Raw genomic sequence first — 20,750 nt, forward strand, 5'->3', positions numbered from 1 at the left:
CGTCCGGGAAGGGGTATGCAGTGACCGTGCTCCCCCGCCCGGCCGCCCGCGCGCGCCCCACGATGAACGACGTCGCCCGCGAGGCCGACGTCGCGCTGAAGACGGTCTCGCGGTACGTCAACGGCGAGCAGAACATCAACGCGGCGATGGCCGAGCGCATCGCCGACGCCATCGCGCGGCTCGGCTACCGCCGCAACCTGTCCGCGGCGAGCCTGCGCCCCGGGCGGTCCAGCCGGACCGTCGGCCTCGTCATCAGCGACCTGGCCAACCCGCACTGGGCGGCGCTGGCACGGGGGGCGGAGCGCGCCGCGACCGACCGCGGCTACCTCCTCGTCACCGGCAGCTCGGAGGAGGACGGCGCCCGCCACGACGCCCTCGTGGACCGGATGCTCGACCAGCGCCTCGACGGCCTCGTCGTCGTGCCGCCCCGCGAGCCGGGGCGGCCGTGGAGCGCCCTGGTGCCCCCCGTGCCCCCGGTCGTCTTCGTCGACCGGCCGCTCGACACCCCCGGGGCCCACGCCATCCTCGCCGACGACCGCGACGGCGCCCGCGCCGCCGTCGCGTCCCTCGTGCGGGCGGGGGCCCGGCGCGTGGCCCTCGTCGGGGACTCCTGGCTCATCCCCGCGATGGCCGCCCGGCGGGAGGGGTACCGCGACGCCCTGGCCGACGCGGGCCTGCCCGACGACCCCGCCCTCCAGCACGACGGCGCCCACTCCCTCACGCAGGCGCAAGAGCTCGTGGCCGGCCTCCTCGGCACGCCCGCGGGCGGCGCCCCGCCCGTCGACGCCGTCTTCGCCGCGAACAACCGCGCCTCGCTCGGCGCGCTCCACGCCTTCCGCGACGCCGGCCGCCGCCTGCCCCTCGTCGGCTTCGACGACTTCGAGGCCGCCACCCTGCTGGACCCGCCGGTCTCGGTGGTCGCCCAGGACGTCGGCGGCATGGGCGCCGCGGCCGTCCACCTGCTGCTGGACCTCCTGGGCGGCACCGCCGACGTCCCCTCCCGCGTCGTGGTGCCGACGACCCTGCACCTGCGGGGCTCGGAGCGGCCCTGAGCGCCGGCGTCAGCCCTCGAGCAGGTCCGCCGCGGCGCTGAGGGCGCCGACGACGCCGGAGGCGTCGCCCAGCCCGACCGGCACGACGAGCCGCCCGGCGTCGTCGGCCAGCGGGGACGGCCCGTACCCGGCGGCGAGACGGCCGACCTGCCGGCGGACCTCGTGGAGGAGGCCCGGCGTCTTGAGCACGCCGCCGCCGAGGACCATGCGCTGGGTCCCGACGAAGAGTGCTGTCGCGCAGACGAGCTGGGCGACGTAGAAGCCGAGGACGGGGACCGCGGCGGCGCGGGCGGCGTCGTCCATCGACGAGGCGTCCCGGCCCCACCGGCCGATGACGGCGGGCCCGGCCGCGAGCCCCTCGAGGCAGTCGCCGTGGAAGGGGCAGCTGCCGGCGAAGTCGTCGTCGGGATGACGGCGCACGAGCAGGTGACCGGCCTCCGGCCAGCCCGAGCCCCCCACGACCCGGCCGTCGACGACGAGACCCACCCCGATGCCCGTGCCGACCGTCGCGTAGGCGGCGTGGCGCGCGCCGCGGGCCGCGCCCCACCGCTGCTCGCCGAGGGCCGCGGCGGCGACGTCGTGGAGGAAGGCCACGGGGACGTCGCCGGCGGCGTCGACCGCCCGCAGGACGTCGATGTCGCTCCACCCGGCCTTGGGGGTGCTCGTGATCCACCCGTAGCGGCCGCTCCGGCGGTCGGTGTCGACCGGCCCGAACGAGGCGATGCCGAGCGCCTCCACGGGCTCCCGCTCGGCGCAGCGCCGGACGAAGGCGTTGATGCGGGCGAAGGTCTCCTCCGGCCCGGTCGTGGGGAAGCGGTCGACCTCCTCGACGACGTCCGGGGACGTCCGGGACGCGACCCCGCAGACGATCTTCGTGCCCCCGGTCTCGACGCCGATGACGCTCAACAGCCGCTCCTCGTCGTGGCCCGCCCGGTGCGGCGACCGGTGCGCGGACCGCCGCCGCGGAGTGTGGGACGGCGTCGGCCCCGGCGTCAAGGACACGGCCCACGCCCGACGGCGCGCGTGACGAGCCCCTCGACCGCGGCGGACCGGTCCACGGCAGAACCCACCCTTGACAGCCGTGACACCGATGTCATAGACAGTCACCGCGCCATGGCACCGGTGTCACGACGCGAAGCCCCTCCCACCGACCGTGGGGAGCGCGGTGCCGCGCGGGCCGACCAGGTGAGCCGTCCCCGGACGGAGGAGGGAGCGCCCGTGGTGACCGGCAGCGTGCACGTGGGCCTGGACGTGGGCTCGACCCGGACCAAGGCCGTCGCCTACGACGGGGCGGGCCGGCCGGTGGCCGAGCACCACGTGGCGACGCCGTGGACGACGAGCGCGCAGGGGCGCACCGAGACCTCGGGAGCGGCCCTGCTGGCCGGCGCCCTCGCCGCCGTCCACGGCCTGCTCCCCCGGCTGGGCGACCCCTCGCGGCGCGTGGCCTCGCTCGGGGTGACCGGGATGGCCGAGTCCGGGGTGCTCCTGGACGCGACGGGCGCGGAGTCCGCCCCGGTGGTCGCCTGGTACGACCCCCGCGGCGCCGAGGAGATGGCGGCGCTGCCGGGCTGCGTCGCCGCCGCCTTCACCGCCACGACGGGGTTGCGCGCCGACGCGCAGCCCAGCGCCGCCACGCTCGCGTGGGGCCTGCGCCACGGCTGGCGCGTCACCCCGGCGTCGACCTGGCTGACGGTGCCCGAGCACGTCGTCGCGGCGCTCGGCGGCGACCGGGTGGCCGAGCCCTCGCTGGCCTCGCGCACGGGGCTGCTCGACACCACCCGCCTCGTCCCCGCCGACGACCTGGCCGACGCCCTCGGCCTGCCCCGCACCCTCCTGCCGCCGCTGCGCCGGGCCGGGACGAGCGCCGGCCGGGTCACGCTCGCGGACGCCGACCCCCGCCTCCGCGGCGCCGTGCTCACCGTCGCGGGCCACGACCACCCGGTGGGGGCCGTCGGGGCGGGCGCCACCGGCGCCGCGCACCTCTTCAACGGCGCCGGCACCGCCGACGTGCTGCTGCGCTCCGCGGCCGGCCCGGTCGCCGCGGCCGACCGCGCCCGGCTGGCCGCCGCGGGGGTCTCCGTCGGCGCGCACGTGCTCGAGGACCTGTCGGCGGTGGTGGGCGGCGTCAGCGCCGGCGTGGTGCTGCGCCGGGTCCTGTCGCTCGTGGGGGCCGTCGACGGCGCGCGCCGCGACGCCGTCGACGCGGCCGCGGCGCTGGTCCCCCGGCCGGTGCCGGGCGTCACCGTGCGCGCCGGCGGCCGCGGCGGGGACGACGTGCAGGTCGTCGTCACGCGCGAGGCCGAGCCGGCCGAGCTGCTGGCCGCCGCGCTCCACCACGTCGGGGAGCAGACGTCCGCCCTCGTCGACCTCATGACCTCCGCCGTCGGCCCCCACACGGCCGCGCTGTGCGTGGGCGGGTGGACGCGGATGGCGAGCGTGCGCGCCCTCAAGCAGGACGTGCTGCCGGGCGTCGAGCTCGCCGACGTCGCGCTGCCCGGCTGCCGCGGCGCCGCCGCCCTCGGGGCCCTCGCCGCGATGGGCGCGCACGACCAGCACGACCTCACCGACCTGCTGGCCGCTTGGGGCACCCCCCTGCCGGCCGGCGTCCGACCACCCCACCCCGCCCCCTCCGGAGGAGCACTGTGAACGAGCTCACGACCCTCGAGAAGCGCGCCCTGGCGCGCGTCAGCACCGCGGACGGCCACATGCTCATCGTGGCCGCCGACCAGCGCAACGGCATGAAGGCCGTCATGAAGGACGGCCCCGGCGGGCCCGACGCGGTGACCCGCGAGCAGCTCGCGGACGCCAAGGGCGACCTCGTGCGCCACCTGGCCTCGCACGCCCCGGCGATCCTCCTCGACCCCGAGGTCGCGCTCCCGCAGCTCGTCGACGAGGGGGTGCTCGACGCCGGGGGCACCGCGCTCGTCGTCGGCATGGACGCCTCGGGCTTCGACACCGTCGACGGGCTGCGGCACACCCGCTTCAGCGCCGGCGTCACCCCGCGCACCGTCCGCGACCTGGGCGGCGACGCCGCGAAGATGCTCTGGTACCTGCGGCCCGACCGCCAGGACGCCGGCTCCGACGTGGTCCGCCAGATCCACGAGCTCGTCGAGGCGTGCACCGCCGAGGGCGTGCTCCTCATCGTCGAGATCCTCACCTACCGGCTCGAGGACGAGACCGAGGAGCAGTACGCGGAGCGCTTCCCGCAGCTCGTCGTCGACGCCACGCGCCTGTCGGTGGAGGCCGGCGCGAAGGTGCTCAAGCTCCCCTACCCGGGCTCGGCGGAGGCGTGCGCCGCCGTCACCGAGGCCGCGGCCGGCGTGCCGTGGGCGGTCCTGTCGGCCGGCGTCGACCACACGACCTTCATCGAGCAGGTCCGCACCGCGGTGGCGCACGGCGCCGGCGGCGCCATGGCCGGGCGCTCGCTGTGGAAGGACGCGCTGTCGGTCTCCCCGGCGGTCCGCGAGGAGCTGCTCACCACGCGCGCCCTCCCGCGGCTGCGCGAGCTCCGGGCGGCCGTCGACCGCGCCGACGTGCCCGTCGGCGCCTGAGCACCCCGCCCCCGGGCCGCGCAGGGCGGGTCGGGGGCGGGGCCACCACCCCGGACGGCGTCAGCCGCGCAGCGCCGCCGCGAGGCCCTCGAGGTCGAGCGGCGCCGACGTGTCGACGGCGACGTGCGGGGCCACCGGCGGCGTGAGGTCCAGCCGGGACAGGTGGGCGTCGAGGTCGGCCAGCTTGGCGGCGTCACGACCCGCTCCGCGCCGGACGAGCCTCTCGCGCAGCACCTCCCGCGGGGCGTGGGCCCACACGAGCGTGGGGCGGCCGCCCGCCCCGGCCAGGCGCCCGCCCAGGCCCGCCCACGCCGGCCCCGACGCCCGCTCCGCGGTGAAGGGGGCGACGAGGACGACGGGCGTCCCGCAGCGGAGGCAGTCCTCCGCGACGGCGAGCAGGACCTCGTAGCGGGCCGCACGGGTGGCGCCGGCGAGCGCGGCGCCGTCGAGGTCGTCGCTGCCGAGCAGGCCCGCCACGACCTCCACCAGCGGTGCGGTGGCCGTGTCGAGGTCGAGGAGCGCCGCCCCCAGGCGGGCGGCGAGCGTCGCGGCGAGGGTGGTCTTGCCGACGCCCGCGGGCCCGGCCACCACGGCGGCGGTCGGGACGACGCCCCCGCTCGACTGATCGCGTGTCATCGGTGTCATGGTGCCGTGCCGGCCTCCGTGACGCCACCCCCGGCGCCGGGCGGACCGGCGCTGTGGCAGGTTCGGGGGTCGAGCAGCAGGAGGAGGGTCACCGGTGGCGACCATGCGCGAGGTGGCGCTCCGTGCCGGGGTGAGCGTCAAGACCGTCTCCCGGGTCTTCAACGACGACCCCCACGTGCTCCCGGACACGCGCCGTCGGGTGCAGGAGGCCCTCGCGGGCCTCAACTACACCCCCAACTCGCTGGCGCGGACCTTCCGCGACGGGCGCGCGCCCGTGGTGGGCGTGGCCGTGCCGAGCATCTCCGACCCCTTCTTCGCCGCCATCGCCGGCGGCGTGGAGGAGGTGGCCTCGCGGCACGACATGTCGGTCGTCGTCACGAGCCTCGGGGAGGACGGCGACCGCGAGCGGGAGCTGGTGGAGTCCCTCCTGCAGCGCCAGGTGGGCGCCCTCGTCATGACCCCGGTGGCGGCCGACCAGTCCTACCTGGCGCGGTGGGCGGCGAGGACGCCGGTCGTCGTCGTCGACCGCCCGGCGCGGGGCGTGGACGTCGACTGCTTCGTCGAGGACGACCTCGGCGGCGCCCGCGCCGCGACGGCGCACCTGCTGGCCCGCGGGCACCGACGGGTCGCCTTCGCGGGCGACCGCGAGTCGGTGCCGACCACGGCCAACCGCCTCGCCGGCTACCGCGCCGCCCTGGAGGAGGCGGGCCTCGAGGTCGACCCACGCCTCGTGCAGCTCGGCGCCTCGGACCCCGACGGGGCCGCCGCGGCCGCACGCCGCCTGGCCGCCCTCGACCCGGCCCCCACGGCGCTGTTCTCCTCGGACGCGCGGACCACCATGGTCCTCGTCCCCGCACTGGCGTCCCGCCGGATGGCCGTCACCGGCTTCGGCGACTTCCCCATGGCCTCAATGCTGTCGCCGGCGCTCACCGTCGTGGACCAGGACCCGGCCGCGCTGGGCCGCCGGGCCGCCGAGCGCGCCATGCGGCGGCTGGACGGCTCGGTCGAGGGAGCGGGCGAGCACGTTGTCCTCCCGGTGCGCCTGCTCGAGCGCTCGTCGTGCCGCCCGCCGGACCGGCTGCTCGAGCTGTTCCCCTGGACCGTGCCCGCCGGCGCCGAGCGCGTCGTGTGGTCGTCCGCGCCGTCCGGCGCCCCCACGGCGCCCGCCCGCGGCTGAGACGCGCGTCACGGGGCGTCCACCACGGACGGCCCTTGACACCGGTGTCAGGGGCTGGTTCTCTCCTCTCATCAGCGTGACACCGATGTCACGGGCGTGACGGCCGCCCCCGCGAGGACGGCTCAGCGCCCGCGCCGCACCACCACCACCCGCACGAGGTCCTTGACAGCCCCGACGCTGCGACGGACCCTTGCGGACGGAACAACGTTGTTTCCGACCTGAGGAGCGTCATGTCAGAGCCTCTGCTGAGGGCCACCGGCCTCACGAAGCAGTACGGCCAGGTCAAGGCCCTGCAGGGGGCGGACTTCGACGTCCACGCCGGCGAGGTCGTCGCCCTCATCGGCGACAACGGCGCCGGGAAGTCGACCCTCGTGCGGATGCTGTCGGGCAGCGAGCAGGCCGACGAGGGCACCGTCGAGTTCGACGGCCGGACGGTCGAGCTCACCGACCCCATCGCCGCCCGCCGCCTGGGGATCGAGACGGTCTTCCAGGACCTCGCCCTGGCCCCCCACCTCGACCCCATCCAGAACCTCTTCCTGGGGCGGGAGGTGATGCGCAAGGGCCTGCTCGGCCGGCTCGGCTTCATGGACACCGCGGCGATGCGGGCGTCCGGCCGGAAGAGCTTCGACAGCCTCGGCTCGACGGTGCGCAGCTTCAGCACCCCGATCGGCGCGATGTCCGGCGGCCAGAAGCAGTCCATCGCCGTCGCCCGGGCCGCCGCCTGGGCCAGCAAGGTGATCTTCCTCGACGAGCCCACCGCGGCCCTCGGCGTCGTCCAGACCAAGGGCGTCCTCGACCTCATCCGCCGCGTGCGCGACGAGGGCATCGGGGTGGTCTTCATCAGCCACTCGATGCCGCACGTCCTCGAGGTCAGCGACCGGGTGCAGGTGATGCGCCACGGGCGCCGGGTGGCCACGTACGCCGCCCGCGACAGCAGCGTCGAGCAGCTCGTCGGCGCCATGACCGGCGCCCTCGACGTCCGCGAGCCGGCGGCGTGAGCGCCCCGGTGCGGCACCCGGCCCCCCCGACCGCGACCCCGCGATCCGCGAAGGACCCCTCCGTGACCACGACCTCCCCCGCGGCGGCGCCCGCCCCGGCCGCTGCCGCCGGCGGGCCGAACCGCCTCCAGCGGGTGCTCGGCCTCCAGGCGCTGCAGATCGTCCTCATCCTGGCGGTGATCGTGGCCATCTTCGGCACGCTCGCGCCGGAGTCGTTCCTCTCGGCCTTCAACATCCGCAGCATCGTCATCAACACGTCGATCCTCGCCGTGCTGGGCGTCGGCATGACCTTCGTCATCATCACCGGCGGCATCGACCTCTCGGTCGGCAGCGTGCTGGTGTTCTCCGGCGTCGTCGCCAGCAAGGTCATGGTCGCCGTCGGCGGCGAGGGCTGGGGCGTCGCGCTCGTCGGGCTGCTGGCCGCCTGCCTCAGCGGGCTCGGGTGGGGGCTCGTCAACGGGCTGGTCATCTCGCGGCTGAAGGTGCCGCCGCTCATCGCCACCCTCGGCACCTTCGGCGCGGCCCTCGGCTTCGCGCAGATCATCACCGGCGGCATCGACCTCCGCGACGCGCCCCAGGTGCTCGTCGACACCGTCGGCTTCGGCAACGTCGTCGGCCAGGTGCCGGTGCTCTCCGTCGTCGCCGCCCTCGTGGTGGTGCTCGGCATGGTGCTGCTGCACCGGACGCGCTTCGGCCTCTACACCTACGCCATCGGCTCCAACATCGAGGCCGGCCGCCGCACGGGCGTCAAGGTCGACCGGCAGACCCTCAAGGTCTACGCCTTCGCCGGCCTGCTGTCCGGCTTCGCGGGCCTGCTCAACCTGGCCTTCTTCCAGTCCACCACCATCGGTGGCCAGTCGAACACCAACCTCAACGTCATCGCCGGCGTCGTCATCGGCGGGACCAGCCTCTTCGGCGGGTTCGGCACCGTGTTCGGCACCGTCATCGGCCTCTTCATCCCCACCACCCTGCAGAGCGGCTTCGTGATCATCGGGGTCCAGCCGTTCTGGCAGCAGGTCGTGGTCGGGGTGGTCCTCATCGCCGCTGTCTGGCTCGACCAGCAGCGAAGGGCGAGCGCCCAGTCGGGCAAGCCTCGTCGATCGCTCCTCGCCCGCCGTGGGCGCGGCTCCTCGAAGGGAATCTGAGATGCGCAGGAACAACGTCGTCCTGACCGTCGGCATGGCTGCCGCCCTCGTCATGACCATGAGCGCCTGCGGGGCGGCGGAGGGCAACGCGCCCGCCGGCTCCACGGGGGCCTCCGCCGGGGGCGACGACGGCGAGGCGAAGAGCATCACGTTCATCCAGGGCGTGGCGGGTGACAACTTCTACATCTCCATGCAGTGCGCCGCCGAGGCCGCGGCCGAGGCCGCCGGCGCCGAGCTGGACACCCAGGGCCCGCAGAAGTTCGACCCGACGCTGCAGACGCCCATCCTCACCTCGGCCATCGCGGCCGGCCCCGACGCGATCATGATCGCGCCGACCGACGTGACGGCCATGCAGCAGCCGCTGCAGCAGGCCGCCGACGCCGGCATCAAGGTGGTCCTCGTCGACACCACCGTCAGCGACCCGTCGATGGCGGTCTCGCAGATCTCCTCCGACAACGTGGGCGGCGGCGAGGCGGCGTTCGACGCGATCAAGCAGCTGGCGCCCGACGGCGGCAAGGTGCTCGTCATCGACAACCAGCCGGGCATCAGCACCACCGAGGCGCGCACGAAGGGCTTCACGGAGGCGGCCGCGGCGGACGGGAGCTACCCGAGCGTCGGCGTGCAGTACTCCAAGAACGAGCCCGCCGTCGCCGCCCAGCTCGTGACCGCCGCGCTGGCCAAGGACCCCGACATCGTCGGCATCTTCGCCACCAACCTCTTCTCCGCGGAGGGCGCCGCCACCGGCGTGCGCCAGGCCGGCAAGGACGGCGAGGTGAAGATCGTCGGCTTCGACGCCGGGCCCGACCAGGTCGAGGCGCTCGAGGCGGGCACCGTCCAGGCGCTCATCGCCCAGCAGCCGGGCACCATCGGCGAGGACGGCGTCGAGCAGGCCCTCGCGGCGATCGACGGCGAGCCGACCGAGGCCGAGATCCAGACGGGCTTCACCATCATCACCGCCGACAACCTGGACTCCCCGGAGAGCCAGGCCGCCGTCTACAAGGCGAGCTGCTGACCCGGCAGCCCCCGCCCGACGCCTGAGCAGGCCCCCCGCGCCCGTGCACCACGGGTGCGGGGGGCCTGCCGCGTCACCCGGGTCGCCGGCCTTGCCCGCGACCTGCTGACCCACCGCCACCCGTCACCGACGCCCGCCCGAGGGGCGGGCACCACCGAGGAGCCCTCATGAGCACGCCCACCACCACCGTCGGCGCCGGACTCGCCGGCCGCACCGTCCTCGTCACGGGGGCCGCCGGGGGCATCGGCGGCGCGATCGTGCGGCGGCTGGTCGCCGCCGGGGCCGACGTCGTCGCCGCCGGCCGGGACGAGGCCGGGCTGGCGGCGATCGTGGCCGAGACCGGCGCCCGCCCCCTCGCCTTCGACGTCGAGCACGAGGAGAGCGTCCGCGGCGCCCTCGAGGGCCTCGACCTCTACGGCGTCGTCAACTGCGCCGGCTTCGGCGGCGAGATCGCCACGCCCATGGACACCGACATCGACGTCTTCGACCGGGTGGTCCGCATCAACGCGCGCGGCGCCCTGCTCGTCCTCAAGTACGCCTCGCGGTCGATGGTCCGCCTGGGCCGCGGCGGCGCCGTCGTCAACGTCTCGAGCCAGGCGAGCCTCGTGGCCCTGCCCGGCCACATCTCCTACGGCTCGTCCAAGGCGGCGCTGGACAACATCACGCGCGTCGGCGCCCTGGAGCTCGGGGGCCACGGCATCCGCGTCAACGGCGTCAACCCGACGGTCGTCATGACGCCCATGTCCGCCTGGTACTGGGGCCGGGAGGACGTCGAGACGCCCTTCCTCGAGGCGATGCCGCTCCACCGCTGGGCCACCGAGGACGAGATCGCCGCCCCGGTCGTCTTCCTGCTCAGCGACGACGCCTCGATGATCACCGGCGTCTCGCTCGCGGTCGACGGCGGGTACAGCTGCCGCTGAGCCCGCCGGGCCCACGACGGACGAAGCCCCCGACCCGCGCGTCCGCGGGTCGAGGGCTTCGTCCGTCGCTGTCTCAACGAGCGCGCCCGGAGGGACTCGAACCCCCAACCTTCTGATCCGTAGTCAGATGCTCTATCCGTTGAGCTACGGGCGCAGCGGCCTGGCGAGCAGGCCGGGAGGAACAGTACCTGCAACCGGCCGAGGGCCGAAATCGAGATCCGTGGACCGGCGGCGGACGCAACGACCCGAACGCAAGCCCTTGCTCGCTATCTGCAAGAACACGTCATCGAGCCTGTGACCTGCGTCTCGACCGGCCCTCGACCGGCCCTCAGCGGTACCTCCGGACGCGCCGCGGTCCCTAGCGTCCCGCCGCATGACGACCACCGAGCACCGCCCGACGGCCGCCACCCCCTCCTCCCTGCACGGCACCTCGCACGCCCCCCTCGCGGCGTGGGTCGCGGAGGTCGCCGAGCTGACGCAGCCGGACGCCGTGCGCTGGGCCGACGGCTCCGAGACGGAGTGGCGCGGGATCACCGACGCCCTCGTCGCCGACGGCACCGCCCTGCGCCTCGACCCGGCCCGCAAGCCCGACAGCTTCCTCGTCCGGTCCGACCCGGACGACGTCGCCCGCGTCGAGGACCGGACCTTCATCTGCTCGCGGGACGAGCGGGACGCCGGCCCCACGAACAACTGGGTCGACCCCGACGTCATGCGCGCCGAGCTCACCGGGCTGTTCCGGGGCTCGATGCGCGGCCGGACGATGTACGTCGTCCCCTTCGTCATGGGGTCGCTGCAGGCCGACCCGCCGATGTTCGGCGTCGAGATCACCGACTCCCCCTACGTCGTCGCCTCGATGCACGTCATGGCGACGGTGGGCGCGGACGTGCTCGCCGAGCTCGAGCGCCGCGAGGCGGACTTCGTCCCGTGCCTGCACTCCGTCGGCGCGCCGCTCGAGCCGGGCCAGGAGGACGTCCCGTGGCCGTGCAACGAGACCAAGCGGATCGTCCACTTCCCCGAGGAGCGCTCGATCTGGAGCTTCGGCTCGGGCTACGGCGGCAACGCCCTGCTGGGCAAGAAGTGCTACGCGCTGCGGATCGCCTCGGTCATCGGGCGGGACGAGGGCTGGCTCGCCGAGCACATGCTCGTCCTGCGCCTCACCAGCCCCCGGCAGGAGGTCCACCACCTCGCCGCCGCCTTCCCCAGCGCCTGCGGCAAGACGAACCTCGCCATGCTGCAGACGACGCTGCCCGGCTGGACGGCGGAGACGGTCGGCGACGACATCGCGTGGATCCGGCCGGACGGCGAGGGCGGCCTCACGGCGGTCAACCCCGAGGCGGGCCTCTTCGGCGTCGCCCCCGGCACCGGGTGGTCGACCAACCCGACGGCGATGCGCGCCGTCTCGGCCGGGCGGTCGATCTTCACCAACGTCGCGCTGACCGACGACGGCGACGTGTGGTGGGAGGGGATGACCGACGAGCCGCCGGCGCACCTCGTCGACTGGCGCGGCGAGAGCTGGACGCCGGACGCGGGCCGGCCGGCCGCGCACCCGAACTCGCGGTTCTGCACGCCGATCCACCAGCTGCCGGGCCTGGCCGCCGAGTACGACGACCCGCGCGGCGTGCCGCTGTCCGCGGTGCTCGTCGGCGGTCGTCGGCGAACGACCGTGCCGCTCGTCGTCGAGGCGCGGGACTGGCGCCACGGCACCTTCCTCGCCGCCACGCTGTCGTCCGAGACGACGGCCGCCGCGACCGGGGAGGTCGGCGTGGTCCGCCGCGACCCCGTGGCGATGCTCCCGTTCATCGGCTACGACGCGGGCGACTACCTCTCGCACTGGCTCGCCGTCGGCGAGGGCACCGACCCGGCCCGGAGGCCGCGCGTGTTCTGCGTCAACTGGTTCCGCCGCGGCGACGACGGCCGCTTCCTGTGGCCGGGCTTCGGGGAGAACACCCGGGTGCTGGCCTGGGTCGTCGACCGGCTCGAGGGCCGCGGCGAGGCCGTCGAGACACCCGTCGGCCTCGTCCCGCCGGCCGGGGCGCTCGACCTCTCGGGCCTCGACGTGGACCCGGCCGACGTCACGGCCGCCCTGGCGGTCGACGTCGAGGAGTGGCGGGCCGAGCTGCCGGAGATCGAGGCGTGGCTCGACCTGCTGGGCCCGACCGTGCCGCAGGCCCTCCACGACGAGCTGGACGGCCTCCGGCGCCGCCTGCGCTGACACCGCCCCGACGACGACGCGGCGCCGCCCCTCGACAGGGGCGGCGCCGCGTCGTCGTCAGGGGCGGCGCCGCGTCGTCGTCAGGGACCGCGGTCAGCGGCGCCCCGCGAAGGCGTGGGCCATGTGCGCCTGCTCCTGCAGGACCGCGCCGATCCGCTCCTGCACCGAGCCGAGCCGGCTGATGAGCTCGCTCGTCTCGAGGATCCCGGCCGAGACCTCGCGGCTCGAGTCCTGGATGGTGCGGACCTGCTCGGAGACGCGGTCGGTGGCGGTCGCCGTCTCGCGGGCCAGCTGCTTGACCTCGCCGGCCACGACGGCGAACCCGCGGCCGACGTCGCCGGCACGGGCCGCCTCGATGGTGGCGTTGAGCGCGAGGAGGTTGGTCTGCGCCGCGATTGAGGAGATGACGTCGATGACGTCGCTGACGGCCGTCGACGCGCTGCCGAGCGCCTCCACGTCGGCGGTGAGGGTGGTGGCGCGGGCGACGGCCGCCTCGGCCGCCTCCCACGCCTCGGCCGTCGCCTGGCGCACCCGGTCGACCGTGCCCATGAGCTCGGAGGCGCTGCGGACGTCCTGCTCGGCCCGCCGGATCAGCGCGAGGTGCTGGGAGACGAGCTGGCCGACGCTGCGGAGCGCCTCCACGCGGGACGCGCTCAGCGCGCGGACGTCGTCGTGCGTGAAGAAGTCCATGGTGCCGACGACCTCGTGGTCGACGACGAGCGGCAGGCAGACGCCGGAGCGGACCCCGGCGCGGACGGCGGCAGGCGCCCGGACGCAGTCGGTGTCGCCGAGGTCGCGCACGAAGACGAGGTCCCGGTCGCGCCAGACCTGCCCGGCCAGCCCCTCCCCCCGGCGGAAGACCGCGGCCCGGGTGACGCGGCGGAACTCCTCGGCCTCCGACCCGGCCTCGACGCCGAAGCGGAGGACGTCGTCGTCGACGACGAAGTGCGAGGCGTAGACCCACCCGAAGGCCGAGCGCACCGACTCGAGGGCCCGGCGGACCGCCGTCTCCTCGTCGCGGGCGTCGCCGACGGCCTCGACGACCGTCGTCACGGCGTGCCGGTCGCTGGCCGTCGCGGTCAGCTCGGCCGAGGCGACGGCGCCGCGCCGGGCCTGGGAGGCGATGCGCCACAGCGCCGCCCACTTCTCGCCGCGGGCGCCCGCGAAGGGCATGGCGCCGTCGGTGTAGTACTCCTGCAGCGCCACGACGCGGCCGTCCTCGACGACCGGCACGCAGCACCCCGAGGTCATCCCGGCGGCCTCGGCGGCGCGCCAGCGCGGGCACAGGACGGGGTCCTCGGTGGAGGACAGGACGGTGCGGTGGGCCACGAGCGCCCGCTGCAGCAGGCCCTCCGGGGCCGTCTCGAGCGGGCCGGCCAGGACGCCGACGAGGTCGCCGGCCTCGGCGGCACGGCGCCAGCGGCCCTCGGCGGCGGGCAGCCAGAGCGCGCCGTAGCGCAGCGACAGGGCGGGGACGAGCGTCGTGACGACCCGCGCGTGGGCGTCGACGTCGTCGCGCACCCCCGCGTCGAGCGCGACGATGACCTCCTCGAGGGCCTCGACGTCGCGCGGCGGCGTGAAGGGGCGACCGGCGGGCGCGGCGCTCCCGGGCGCCGGGGAGGGCGCACCGGGGGCCGTGGCCGTCCCCGGGGTCGCGGGCACGGCGCCCGGACGGTGCTTCCTCGAGCGGTGGCGCAGCACGGTTCCCCTTCCCGGGCCGACGGCAGGGGACCACCGACCTCCGCGGGAGGCATCGGCACACGGGGCCACGACCTGCAGCCCTGCGGGAGGCGTATTGCGGGGCGCCGCCGGGCGTCTGTACCCTCGCCCGCGGAGGCGTCGCCTAGTCAGGTCTATGGCGCCCGCCTGCTAAGCGGGTTTGGGGCCAAAACCCCATCGCGGGTTCAAATCCCGCCGCCTCCGCCACGGCCCCCAGCGCCCGCCCCCGAGGCGGGGCTGGGGGTTCCTCGCGTCGGGGGCCGGGCGTCCGGAGCGTCCCGGCCGGAGGGGCCTCAGCTGGCGGCGCAGATGTCCTCGGCGCCGGAGCGCGCCTCGATGGTGGCGGCCGCGGTGGGCTCCGCCTCGGCCCGGTCCGGCAACGGCTGGTCGCCGAGGCGGTTGGGGACCTCGACGACGGCGGGCGCCCCCGTGCCGAGCGTGACGACGAGGGTGCCGGTCAGGCTCGGGTCCTCGACGACGTTCGCCCCGGGGAAGGCGGCGGCCACGGTCTCGGCCGCGGCCTCGGCCCCCGTCGGGTAGGTGACGCGGACGCCGTCGAACGCGCCCGCCTCGGCGTTGCCGAGCGCGCCGATGCCGAAGCCCTGCAGCGCCAGGTCCTCGGCCGCCTCGCCGGCCTTCCCCCCGAGACCCGTGCCGTTGAGGACGTCGACGACGACGTCGGCCGGGGAGACGGTGAGCGGCTCGGGCGTCGCCGCGGGCGTCGGCTCCGGCTCGGGCTCCGAGCCGGGCAGCGGGGAGTCGGTACGGATGGCGGCCCAGAGGTCCGCGGCCGCGGGCGCCCACTGGAGGCGGTTGGGGTCCGGCGCGTACTCCTCGAAGGGCACGGTGACGAAGGAGACGTCGTCGGGCCGCAGCGAGGACATGCTCTGCGCCAGCCCGGTGAGGTCGCCGATGCTCGCGAGCCCGGGGTCGGTTGTCAGGGAGCTCGTCGCGGCGTCGAGGAAGCGGAAGAGACGGTCCGGCCGCAGGAGGATGCCCGCGCTCGTGACCTCCTGGACCATCGAGGAGAGGAACTGCTGCTGGCGGCCGATGCGGCTCACGTCGCTGCCGTCGCTGCCCGCGAAGTTGTAGCGGGCGCGCACGTACGCCAGCGCCTGGTCGCCGGACACCCGGCTGATCCCGGCGGGCAGGTCGAGGTGGCTCTTCTCGTCCTGGACGGCCTCGGGCAGGCACACGTCCACGCCGCCGAGGGCGTCGACCATGTCCTGGAAGCCGTCGAAGTCGACGACGGCGAAGTGGTCGATCCGGATGCCGGTGTTGTCCTCGACGGTCTGGATGGCGCACGCCGGCCCGCCGCCCGCGAGGGCCGAGTTGAACATCGCCGTCCGCGGCTCGCCGTCGGGGTTGCCCCGGGCGCAGCCGGGGACCTCCACCATCGAGTCGCGGGGGATGCTCACGGCCACGGCGCTCTTCCGGTCGCCCGCGACGTGGACGAGGAGCGTCGTGTCCGACCCGCCGCCGCCGATGTCCCCGCCGAAGGACCCGCTGTCGCGCAGGCCCGACCGGTCGTCCGACCCCATGACGAGGATCTGCAGCGGCTCGTACGTGGTGTCGCCCGCCGCCTCGTCGACCGGGCGGTCGCCGCCCAGCTGGGCGTCGACGTCGACCGACGTGATGTTGCTCCCGAGCCGGGAGACCACGGCCGCGCCGGCCGCACCGCCGACCACCGTGACCCCGACGACCGCGGCGGCGGCACCGGCGACGACGCGTCGCGCGGTGGACCGGGGACGGACGTGGCGGCCGGCGGCCGTGCGGGCGGCGGGACTCATGCGGGGCGACCTCTTCCGCTGGGGGGCAGGACGGCGGTGCGTCGGTGCGGGGGTGCGGCGCCGGCGGTCACGGGCGGGGCCGGTGGCACGCGCGGGCGCGCCGATGGTACGACCGGACCCTGCGAGGACGCTGTGCCGGACGAGGAGCCGGGCCCGGTGCTCGCCCGTCCGGCGGCCGCGGCGGCCCCGCAGCGCCCGCGCTCCGCACGGGACCGGCTGCGCACGACGGCCTCCCGCCGCGTCCTGCCCCGCGACCGGCCGCGGGGTGGCACTCTCGCCCCGTGCCGTCTCCCTCGCGCCGGACCGTCGCCGTCGCCGTCAGCGCCCTCCTCGTCGTCGGCCTCGGGGTCGGCGGCGCCGTCGCCCTCGCCGGCCGCGCCGACCGCGAGCGCGACGACGCCGCGCGGGCCGCGGCCGAGGCCGTCGTGGCCGCCTGGACCGCCGACGACCTGTCGGCCGCGCCCGTGCGGCCGGCGGGGGGCGGGGGCGGCGCCGACGAGGTCGCCGCCGCCTACGCCGCGACCGTCGAGGGCGTGGGCGACCTGCGGCCCGAGGTGACGCTCGTCGACGTCGTCCGCCCCGAGGGCTCCGAGGGCACGGGGGCCACCGCGACGGCGACCCTGCGGCTCTCGTGGGCGGTCGGCCCCGGCCGCACGACGGAGACCGAGCTACCGCTGACCGCCACGGGCGACGACCGCGAGACGTCGGGGTGGACGGCGGAGTGGTCCGCCGGCGTCGTCGACCCGGCGCTCGCCGAGGGCGACGCGCTCGGCCTCGACCGCACGCCCGCGGTGCGCGGCGACGTCGTCGACCGGAAGGGCGAGCCGCTCGTCGAGGAGCGCCCGGTCGTCGACGTGCAGGTGAACCCGGCGCTCGTCGAGGACGTCGACGCACTGGTCGCCCGGCTGTCGGCCGAGCTCGGCGTCGACGGCGCGTCCCTCGCCGAGCGCATCGCCGCGGCGCCGGAGGGGCAGGCGGTCGAGGTCATCACGCTGCGGCAGGCCGCCTGGGAGGAGGTCCGCGACCGCGTCCGCCTCCCCGGGGTGCAGACGCTCGCGGGCACGCGCCCCCTCGCGCCGACGGCCGCCTTCGCCCGCGGCCTCCTCGGCACCGTCGGCGAGGCGACCGCCGAGGTCGTCGAGCAGTCGGAGGGGCGGGTGGCGGCGGGCGACGTCGCCGGGCTGTCCGGCGTGCAGCGGCAGTACGACGAGCGGCTCGCCGGCACGGCCGGCACCGCGCTGGTCCGGGTGCCCGGCGGCGCGCTGCCCGTCGAGGAGGGCGCCGACGCCCCCGCGGGCGAGCCGTCGGTGCTCGTGGAGTCCGCGCCGGTGGACGGGCAGGACGTGCAGCTGTCCCTCGACGTCGACGTGCAGCTGGCGGCCGACGCCGCCCTCGCCGCGGCGGGCGCGAGCGGGGCCCTCGTCGTCGTCGACGTGGAGAGCGGGGACCTGCTCGCCGTCTCGAGCGCCCCGTCCACGGGCGCCGACCTCGCGCTGACGGGTCAGTACGCGCCCGGCTCCACCTTCAAGGTCGTGACGACGCAGGCGCTGCTCGCGGCGGGCCTCTCCCCCGACGAGACCGTCGACTGCCCCGCGACGGCGACCGTGGACGGCCGCTCCTACGGCAACGCCGAGGGCGGCGAGCTGGGCGCGGTGCCCTTCTCGCTCGACTTCGCGCGCTCGTGCAACACGGCCTTCGTGTCGCTGCGGGACCGGCTGGGGCCCACGTCGCTCGCCGAGGCGGCGGCGCCGCTCGGCCTCGGCGGCGACTGGGAGGTCGGCGTGCCGCTCTTCACGGGCGACGTCCCGACGACGGAGGGCGAGACCGACCTGGCGAGCTCGATGATCGGCCAGGGCCGCGTGCTCGCGAGCCCGGCGGCCATGGCCGTCGCGACGTCGACCGTGGCCCGCGGCTCCTGGCTCGCGCCCCGCGTCGTCCTCGACCCGGCGCCGGCGGAGGCCGCCGCACCGCCGGGGCCGGTGGCGGACCTCGCCGTCGTGCGCGACCTCATGCGCCTCGTCGTCACCGACGGGACGGCGTCCGCCCTCGCCGACGTCCCGGGCGAGCCCGTCGTCGCGAAGACCGGCACCGCCGAGACGGGCGAGCCGGGCCCCGACGGCACCCTCCCGACGAACGCCTGGACGGTGGCCGCCCAGCCCGGCGCCGGGCCCGGCGCGGACGGCGTGGCCGTCGCCGCGCTCGTCGAGGGCGGTCGGGCGGGCGGCGCCGTCGCGGCCCCCGTCGTCGCGGACCTGCTCACGCAGCTGTCCGGCGCCGAGCAGGGCTGACCGGGGCCGTCGCCCCGCCGCCGGGCTCGGGGCCCCTCGGCGAGCGCGGCCCGGCCCCCGACGTGCGACCTCGTCGGGCCCCGTGATCGCTCACGGGGCCCGAGGAGGTCGCACGTCGGGGGGGGTTGTCAGGCCGAGCGGAGCAGCGTGAGGGAGCGGTCGCGGACGAAGAGCTCCTTGACCTCCTTGCCCACCTCCTGCTCCGGGTCGCTCGACAGCGCGAGCCGCCAGCGGCCCTCCGGCGCGTCCGGGACGACGAAGTCCACCGGCCCGTCCGCCGCGTTGAGGAGCAGGAGGAAGGCGGCGCCCCCCTCGGAGCCCTCGCCCGGCGTCAGCTGCACGCCGAGCGAGCGGCCGTTCGCGTCGGCCCAGTCCTCGGGCGTCATGTCGACGCCGTCGGCGCGCAGCATCCGCACCGAGCGGGTGCCGGCGCCCTCGTCGCCGTACCAGCGCGGGCGCAGGACGGGGTTCTCGCGGCGCAGCCGGACGAGCTCGGTGGCGAAGGCGAGGAGGTCGGTGTCCGCCCCCTCCCAGTCGAACCACGAGATCTCGTCGTCCTGGCAGTAGGCGTTGTTGTTGCCGCCCTGCGTGCGGGCGATCTCGTCGCCGCCGAGGATCATCGGGACGCCGGCCGACAGCAGCAGCGTGCCGAGGAGGTTGCGGCGCTGGCGGTCCCGGCGCTCGGTGACCTCCCCGTCCGCGGTCGGGCCCTCCGCGCCGTTGTTGTCGGAGCGGTTGTCGCTCTCCCCGTCCTCGCCCGCCTCGCCGTTCGCCTCGTTGCGCTTCTGCTCGTACATCGTGAGGTCGGCGAGCGTGAAGCCGTCGTGGGCGGTGACGAAGTTGATGCTGCAGAGCGCGGAGCGGCCCGCGCCCTCGTAGATGTCGGGGCTGCCCGTGAGGCGCTGCGCGAGGGCGCCGGTCGCGCCGGCCTCCCCGCGCCAGAAGTCGCGGACGTCGTCGCGGAACTTGCCGTTCCACTCCGACCAGCGGGCCGGGAAGCCGCCCACCTGGTAGCCGGCCACGTCCCACGGCTCGGCGATCAGCTTGACCCGCGCGAGCACCGGGTCCTGGTGCACGAGGGACAGGAACGCGCTGTGCACCTCGGCGTCGCCGTCCTGGCGGGTCAGCGTCGTGGCGAGGTCGAAGCGGAAGCCGTCGACGTGCATCTCGGTGACCCAGTAGCGCAGCGAGTCCATGATCAGCTGCAGGGCCGCCGGGTGGCCGACGTTGAGGCTGTTGCCCGTGCCGGTCGTGTCGAAGTAGTGCGCCTCGTCCTCCTCGACCAGCCGGTACGAGGAGCCGTTGTCGATGCCCTTGAGCGACAGCGTCGGCCCGAGGTGGTTGCCCTCGGCCGTGTGGTTGTAGACGACGTCGAGGATCACCTCGAGGCCCGCGGCGTGCAGCGCCTTGACGAGGGCCTTGAACTCGGCGACCTGCCCGCCGCCGTCGCCGGCCGAGGAGTAGTCGCCGTGGGGGGCGAGGAAGCCGATGGAGTTGTAGCCCCAGTAGTTGCGCAGCCCCTTCTCGAGGAGGTGGCTGTCCTGCGCGAACTGGTGCACGGGCAGCAGCTCGACCGCGGTGACGCCGAGGTCCACGAGGTGCTGGACCGCCGCCGGGTGGGCGAGCCCCGCGTAGGTGCCGCGGATCTCCGCCGGGACGTCGGGGTGGGTCTGCGTGAAGCCCTTGACGTGGACCTCGTAGACGACGGTCTCGTCCATCGGCGTCCGCGGTGCGCGGTCGTCGCCCCAGTCGAAGTCGTCGTCGACGACGACGCAGCGCGGGCTGGACGCCGCCGAGTCGGCCGCGTTGAGGGTCTCCGGCTCCTCGTGGAGGTGACCGAAGACGTCCTCGGACCAGTCCCACTCCCCCTCGACCGCCTTGGCGTAGGGGTCGAGCAGCAGCTTGTGGGGGTTGTGGCGCAGCCCCTCGGCCGGGGCCCAGGGGCCCTCGACGCGCAGCCCGTACCGGGTGCCCGGGCCGGCGCCGTCGACGAGGCCGTGGAAGACGTGGCCCGTGCGCTCGGTGAGCCGGACGCGCCGCTCCTCGGTCGGCTCGTCGCCGGTGCCGAAGAGGCACACGTCGACGGCGTCGGCGGTCTCGGAGTAGACGGCGACGTCGAGGACGCCGTCGCGCCACGTGGCGCCGAGCGGGTACGGGAGGGAGCGCGGGGAGGTCACAGGCGTCGATCCTGCGTGGTCGCGCCCGCCCCCGCGATCCGGCGCCGTGCGGGGGCGGGGCGGG

At 76.1% G+C, this 20,750-nt stretch carries 15 protein-coding genes and 2 tRNA genes; 11 read left to right on the top strand and 6 right to left on the bottom strand.

The window, feature by feature from the left end; translation table 11 throughout:
- Window positions 1-26: 26 nt before the first annotated feature.
- Window positions 27-1,052, top strand: a complete 1,026-nt coding sequence (locus EDC03_RS04240; protein ID WP_199719931.1) for a LacI family DNA-binding transcriptional regulator — start codon at window positions 27-29, stop codon at window positions 1,050-1,052.
- A 9-nt stretch (window positions 1,053-1,061) separates the two neighbouring features.
- On the opposite strand, the gene EDC03_RS04245 is transcribed toward EDC03_RS04240, so the two are convergent.
- On the bottom strand, window positions 1,062-1,958 hold the full coding sequence (locus tag EDC03_RS04245) for an ROK family protein (protein ID WP_199719932.1): 897 nt from the start codon (window positions 1,956-1,958) through the stop codon (window positions 1,062-1,064).
- A 312-nt stretch (window positions 1,959-2,270) separates the two neighbouring features.
- Between EDC03_RS04245 and EDC03_RS04250 the strand changes: the two genes are divergently transcribed.
- Window positions 2,271-3,698: an FGGY family carbohydrate kinase gene (locus EDC03_RS04250; RefSeq protein ID WP_158674199.1), complete on the top strand. Its 1,428-nt coding sequence runs from the start codon at window positions 2,271-2,273 to the stop codon at window positions 3,696-3,698.
- The gene (locus EDC03_RS04255) at window positions 3,695-4,603 is read left to right on the top strand and encodes a tagatose-bisphosphate aldolase (protein WP_123378970.1); all 909 of its coding nucleotides are present in this window, start codon (window positions 3,695-3,697) and stop codon (window positions 4,601-4,603) included. Before EDC03_RS04250 ends, EDC03_RS04255 begins: the two co-directional genes overlap by 4 nt.
- Window positions 4,604-4,663: 60 nt before the next feature.
- Here EDC03_RS04255 and EDC03_RS04260 read toward each other — a convergent pair whose 3' ends face one another.
- Window positions 4,664-5,239, bottom strand: coding sequence for an AAA family ATPase (locus EDC03_RS04260; RefSeq protein WP_158674200.1), 576 nt, complete (start codon window positions 5,237-5,239; stop codon window positions 4,664-4,666).
- A 112-nt stretch (window positions 5,240-5,351) separates the two neighbouring features.
- On the opposite strand from EDC03_RS04260, the gene EDC03_RS04265 reads away from it, so the two are divergent.
- The 5 genes from EDC03_RS04265 (at window position 5,352) to EDC03_RS04285 (ending at window position 10,500) form a co-directional block, all read left to right on the top strand.
- Entirely contained in the window at window positions 5,352-6,425 is a 1,074-nt protein-coding gene (locus EDC03_RS04265) for a LacI family DNA-binding transcriptional regulator (protein ID WP_241967047.1), read from the top strand.
- 230 nt (window positions 6,426-6,655) lie between these two features.
- Window positions 6,656-7,423, top strand: coding sequence for an ATP-binding cassette domain-containing protein (locus EDC03_RS04270; RefSeq protein ID WP_123378972.1), 768 nt, complete (start codon window positions 6,656-6,658; stop codon window positions 7,421-7,423).
- 62 nt (window positions 7,424-7,485) lie between these two features.
- Window positions 7,486-8,568: an ABC transporter permease gene (locus EDC03_RS04275; RefSeq protein ID WP_123379278.1), complete on the top strand. Its 1,083-nt coding sequence runs from the start codon at window positions 7,486-7,488 to the stop codon at window positions 8,566-8,568.
- A 34-nt stretch (window positions 8,569-8,602) separates the two neighbouring features.
- Complete coding sequence (locus EDC03_RS04280) at window positions 8,603-9,580, top strand: ABC transporter substrate-binding protein (RefSeq protein ID WP_199719933.1); 978 nt, start codon at window positions 8,603-8,605, stop codon at window positions 9,578-9,580.
- 167 nt (window positions 9,581-9,747) lie between these two features.
- Window positions 9,748-10,500, top strand: coding sequence for an SDR family oxidoreductase (locus tag EDC03_RS04285; protein ID WP_123378974.1), 753 nt, complete (start codon window positions 9,748-9,750; stop codon window positions 10,498-10,500).
- An 81-nt stretch (window positions 10,501-10,581) separates the two neighbouring features.
- On the opposite strand, the gene EDC03_RS04290 is transcribed toward EDC03_RS04285, so the two are convergent.
- Window positions 10,582-10,654: transfer RNA gene (locus tag EDC03_RS04290), tRNA-Arg, on the bottom strand.
- A gap of 219 nt (window positions 10,655-10,873) precedes the next feature.
- Here EDC03_RS04290 and EDC03_RS04295 point away from each other — a divergent pair.
- Window positions 10,874-12,712, top strand: coding sequence for a phosphoenolpyruvate carboxykinase (GTP) (locus EDC03_RS04295; RefSeq protein WP_123378975.1), 1,839 nt, complete (start codon window positions 10,874-10,876; stop codon window positions 12,710-12,712).
- 93 nt (window positions 12,713-12,805) lie between these two features.
- Here EDC03_RS04295 and EDC03_RS18100 read toward each other — a convergent pair whose 3' ends face one another.
- Entirely contained in the window at window positions 12,806-14,374 is a 1,569-nt protein-coding gene (locus tag EDC03_RS18100; RefSeq protein WP_241967025.1) for a methyl-accepting chemotaxis protein, read from the bottom strand.
- Between the two features lie 170 nt (window positions 14,375-14,544).
- Here EDC03_RS18100 and EDC03_RS04305 point away from each other — a divergent pair.
- Window positions 14,545-14,638: transfer RNA gene (locus EDC03_RS04305), tRNA-Ser, on the top strand.
- An 86-nt stretch (window positions 14,639-14,724) separates the two neighbouring features.
- Here EDC03_RS04305 and EDC03_RS04310 read toward each other — a convergent pair.
- Complete coding sequence (locus EDC03_RS04310) at window positions 14,725-16,221, bottom strand: LCP family protein (protein ID WP_123378976.1); 1,497 nt, start codon at window positions 16,219-16,221, stop codon at window positions 14,725-14,727.
- Between the two features lie 281 nt (window positions 16,222-16,502).
- Between EDC03_RS04310 and EDC03_RS04315 the strand changes: the two genes are divergently transcribed.
- Entirely contained in the window at window positions 16,503-18,509 is a 2,007-nt protein-coding gene (locus EDC03_RS04315) for a penicillin-binding transpeptidase domain-containing protein (RefSeq protein ID WP_123378977.1), read from the top strand.
- Between the two features lie 128 nt (window positions 18,510-18,637).
- Here the strand turns inward: EDC03_RS04315 and glgX are convergent, their stop codons facing one another.
- Window positions 18,638-20,686 carry a glycogen debranching protein GlgX gene (gene glgX, locus EDC03_RS04320; protein ID WP_123378978.1) on the bottom strand — a complete coding sequence of 683 codons (2,049 nt, stop codon included), beginning with the start codon at window positions 20,684-20,686 and terminating at the stop codon, window positions 18,638-18,640.
- Window positions 20,687-20,750 lie beyond the last annotated feature (64 nt).

This window comes from Pseudokineococcus lusitanus (genome assembly GCF_003751265.1).
Taxonomy (GTDB): Bacteria; Actinomycetota; Actinomycetes; order Actinomycetales; family Quadrisphaeraceae; genus Pseudokineococcus; species Pseudokineococcus lusitanus.

Bases quoted from the DNA above. Each gene is read 5' to 3' on its own strand.
- EDC03_RS04260 (WP_158674200.1), bottom strand. From the start codon at position 5,239: ATGACACGCGATCAGTCGAGCGGGGGCGTCGTCCCGACCGCCGCCGTG.
- EDC03_RS04285 (WP_123378974.1), top strand. From the start codon at position 9,748: ATGAGCACGCCCACCACCACCGTCGGCGCCGGACTCGCCGGCCGCACC.
- EDC03_RS04310 (WP_123378976.1), bottom strand. From the start codon at position 16,221: ATGAGTCCCGCCGCCCGCACGGCCGCCGGCCGCCACGTCCGTCCCCGG.
- EDC03_RS04295 (WP_123378975.1), top strand. From the start codon at position 10,874: ATGACGACCACCGAGCACCGCCCGACGGCCGCCACCCCCTCCTCCCTG.
- EDC03_RS04265 (WP_241967047.1), top strand. From the start codon at position 5,352: ATGCGCGAGGTGGCGCTCCGTGCCGGGGTGAGCGTCAAGACCGTCTCC.
- EDC03_RS04270 (WP_123378972.1), top strand. From the start codon at position 6,656: ATGTCAGAGCCTCTGCTGAGGGCCACCGGCCTCACGAAGCAGTACGGC.
- EDC03_RS04280 (WP_199719933.1), top strand. From the start codon at position 8,603: ATGGCTGCCGCCCTCGTCATGACCATGAGCGCCTGCGGGGCGGCGGAG.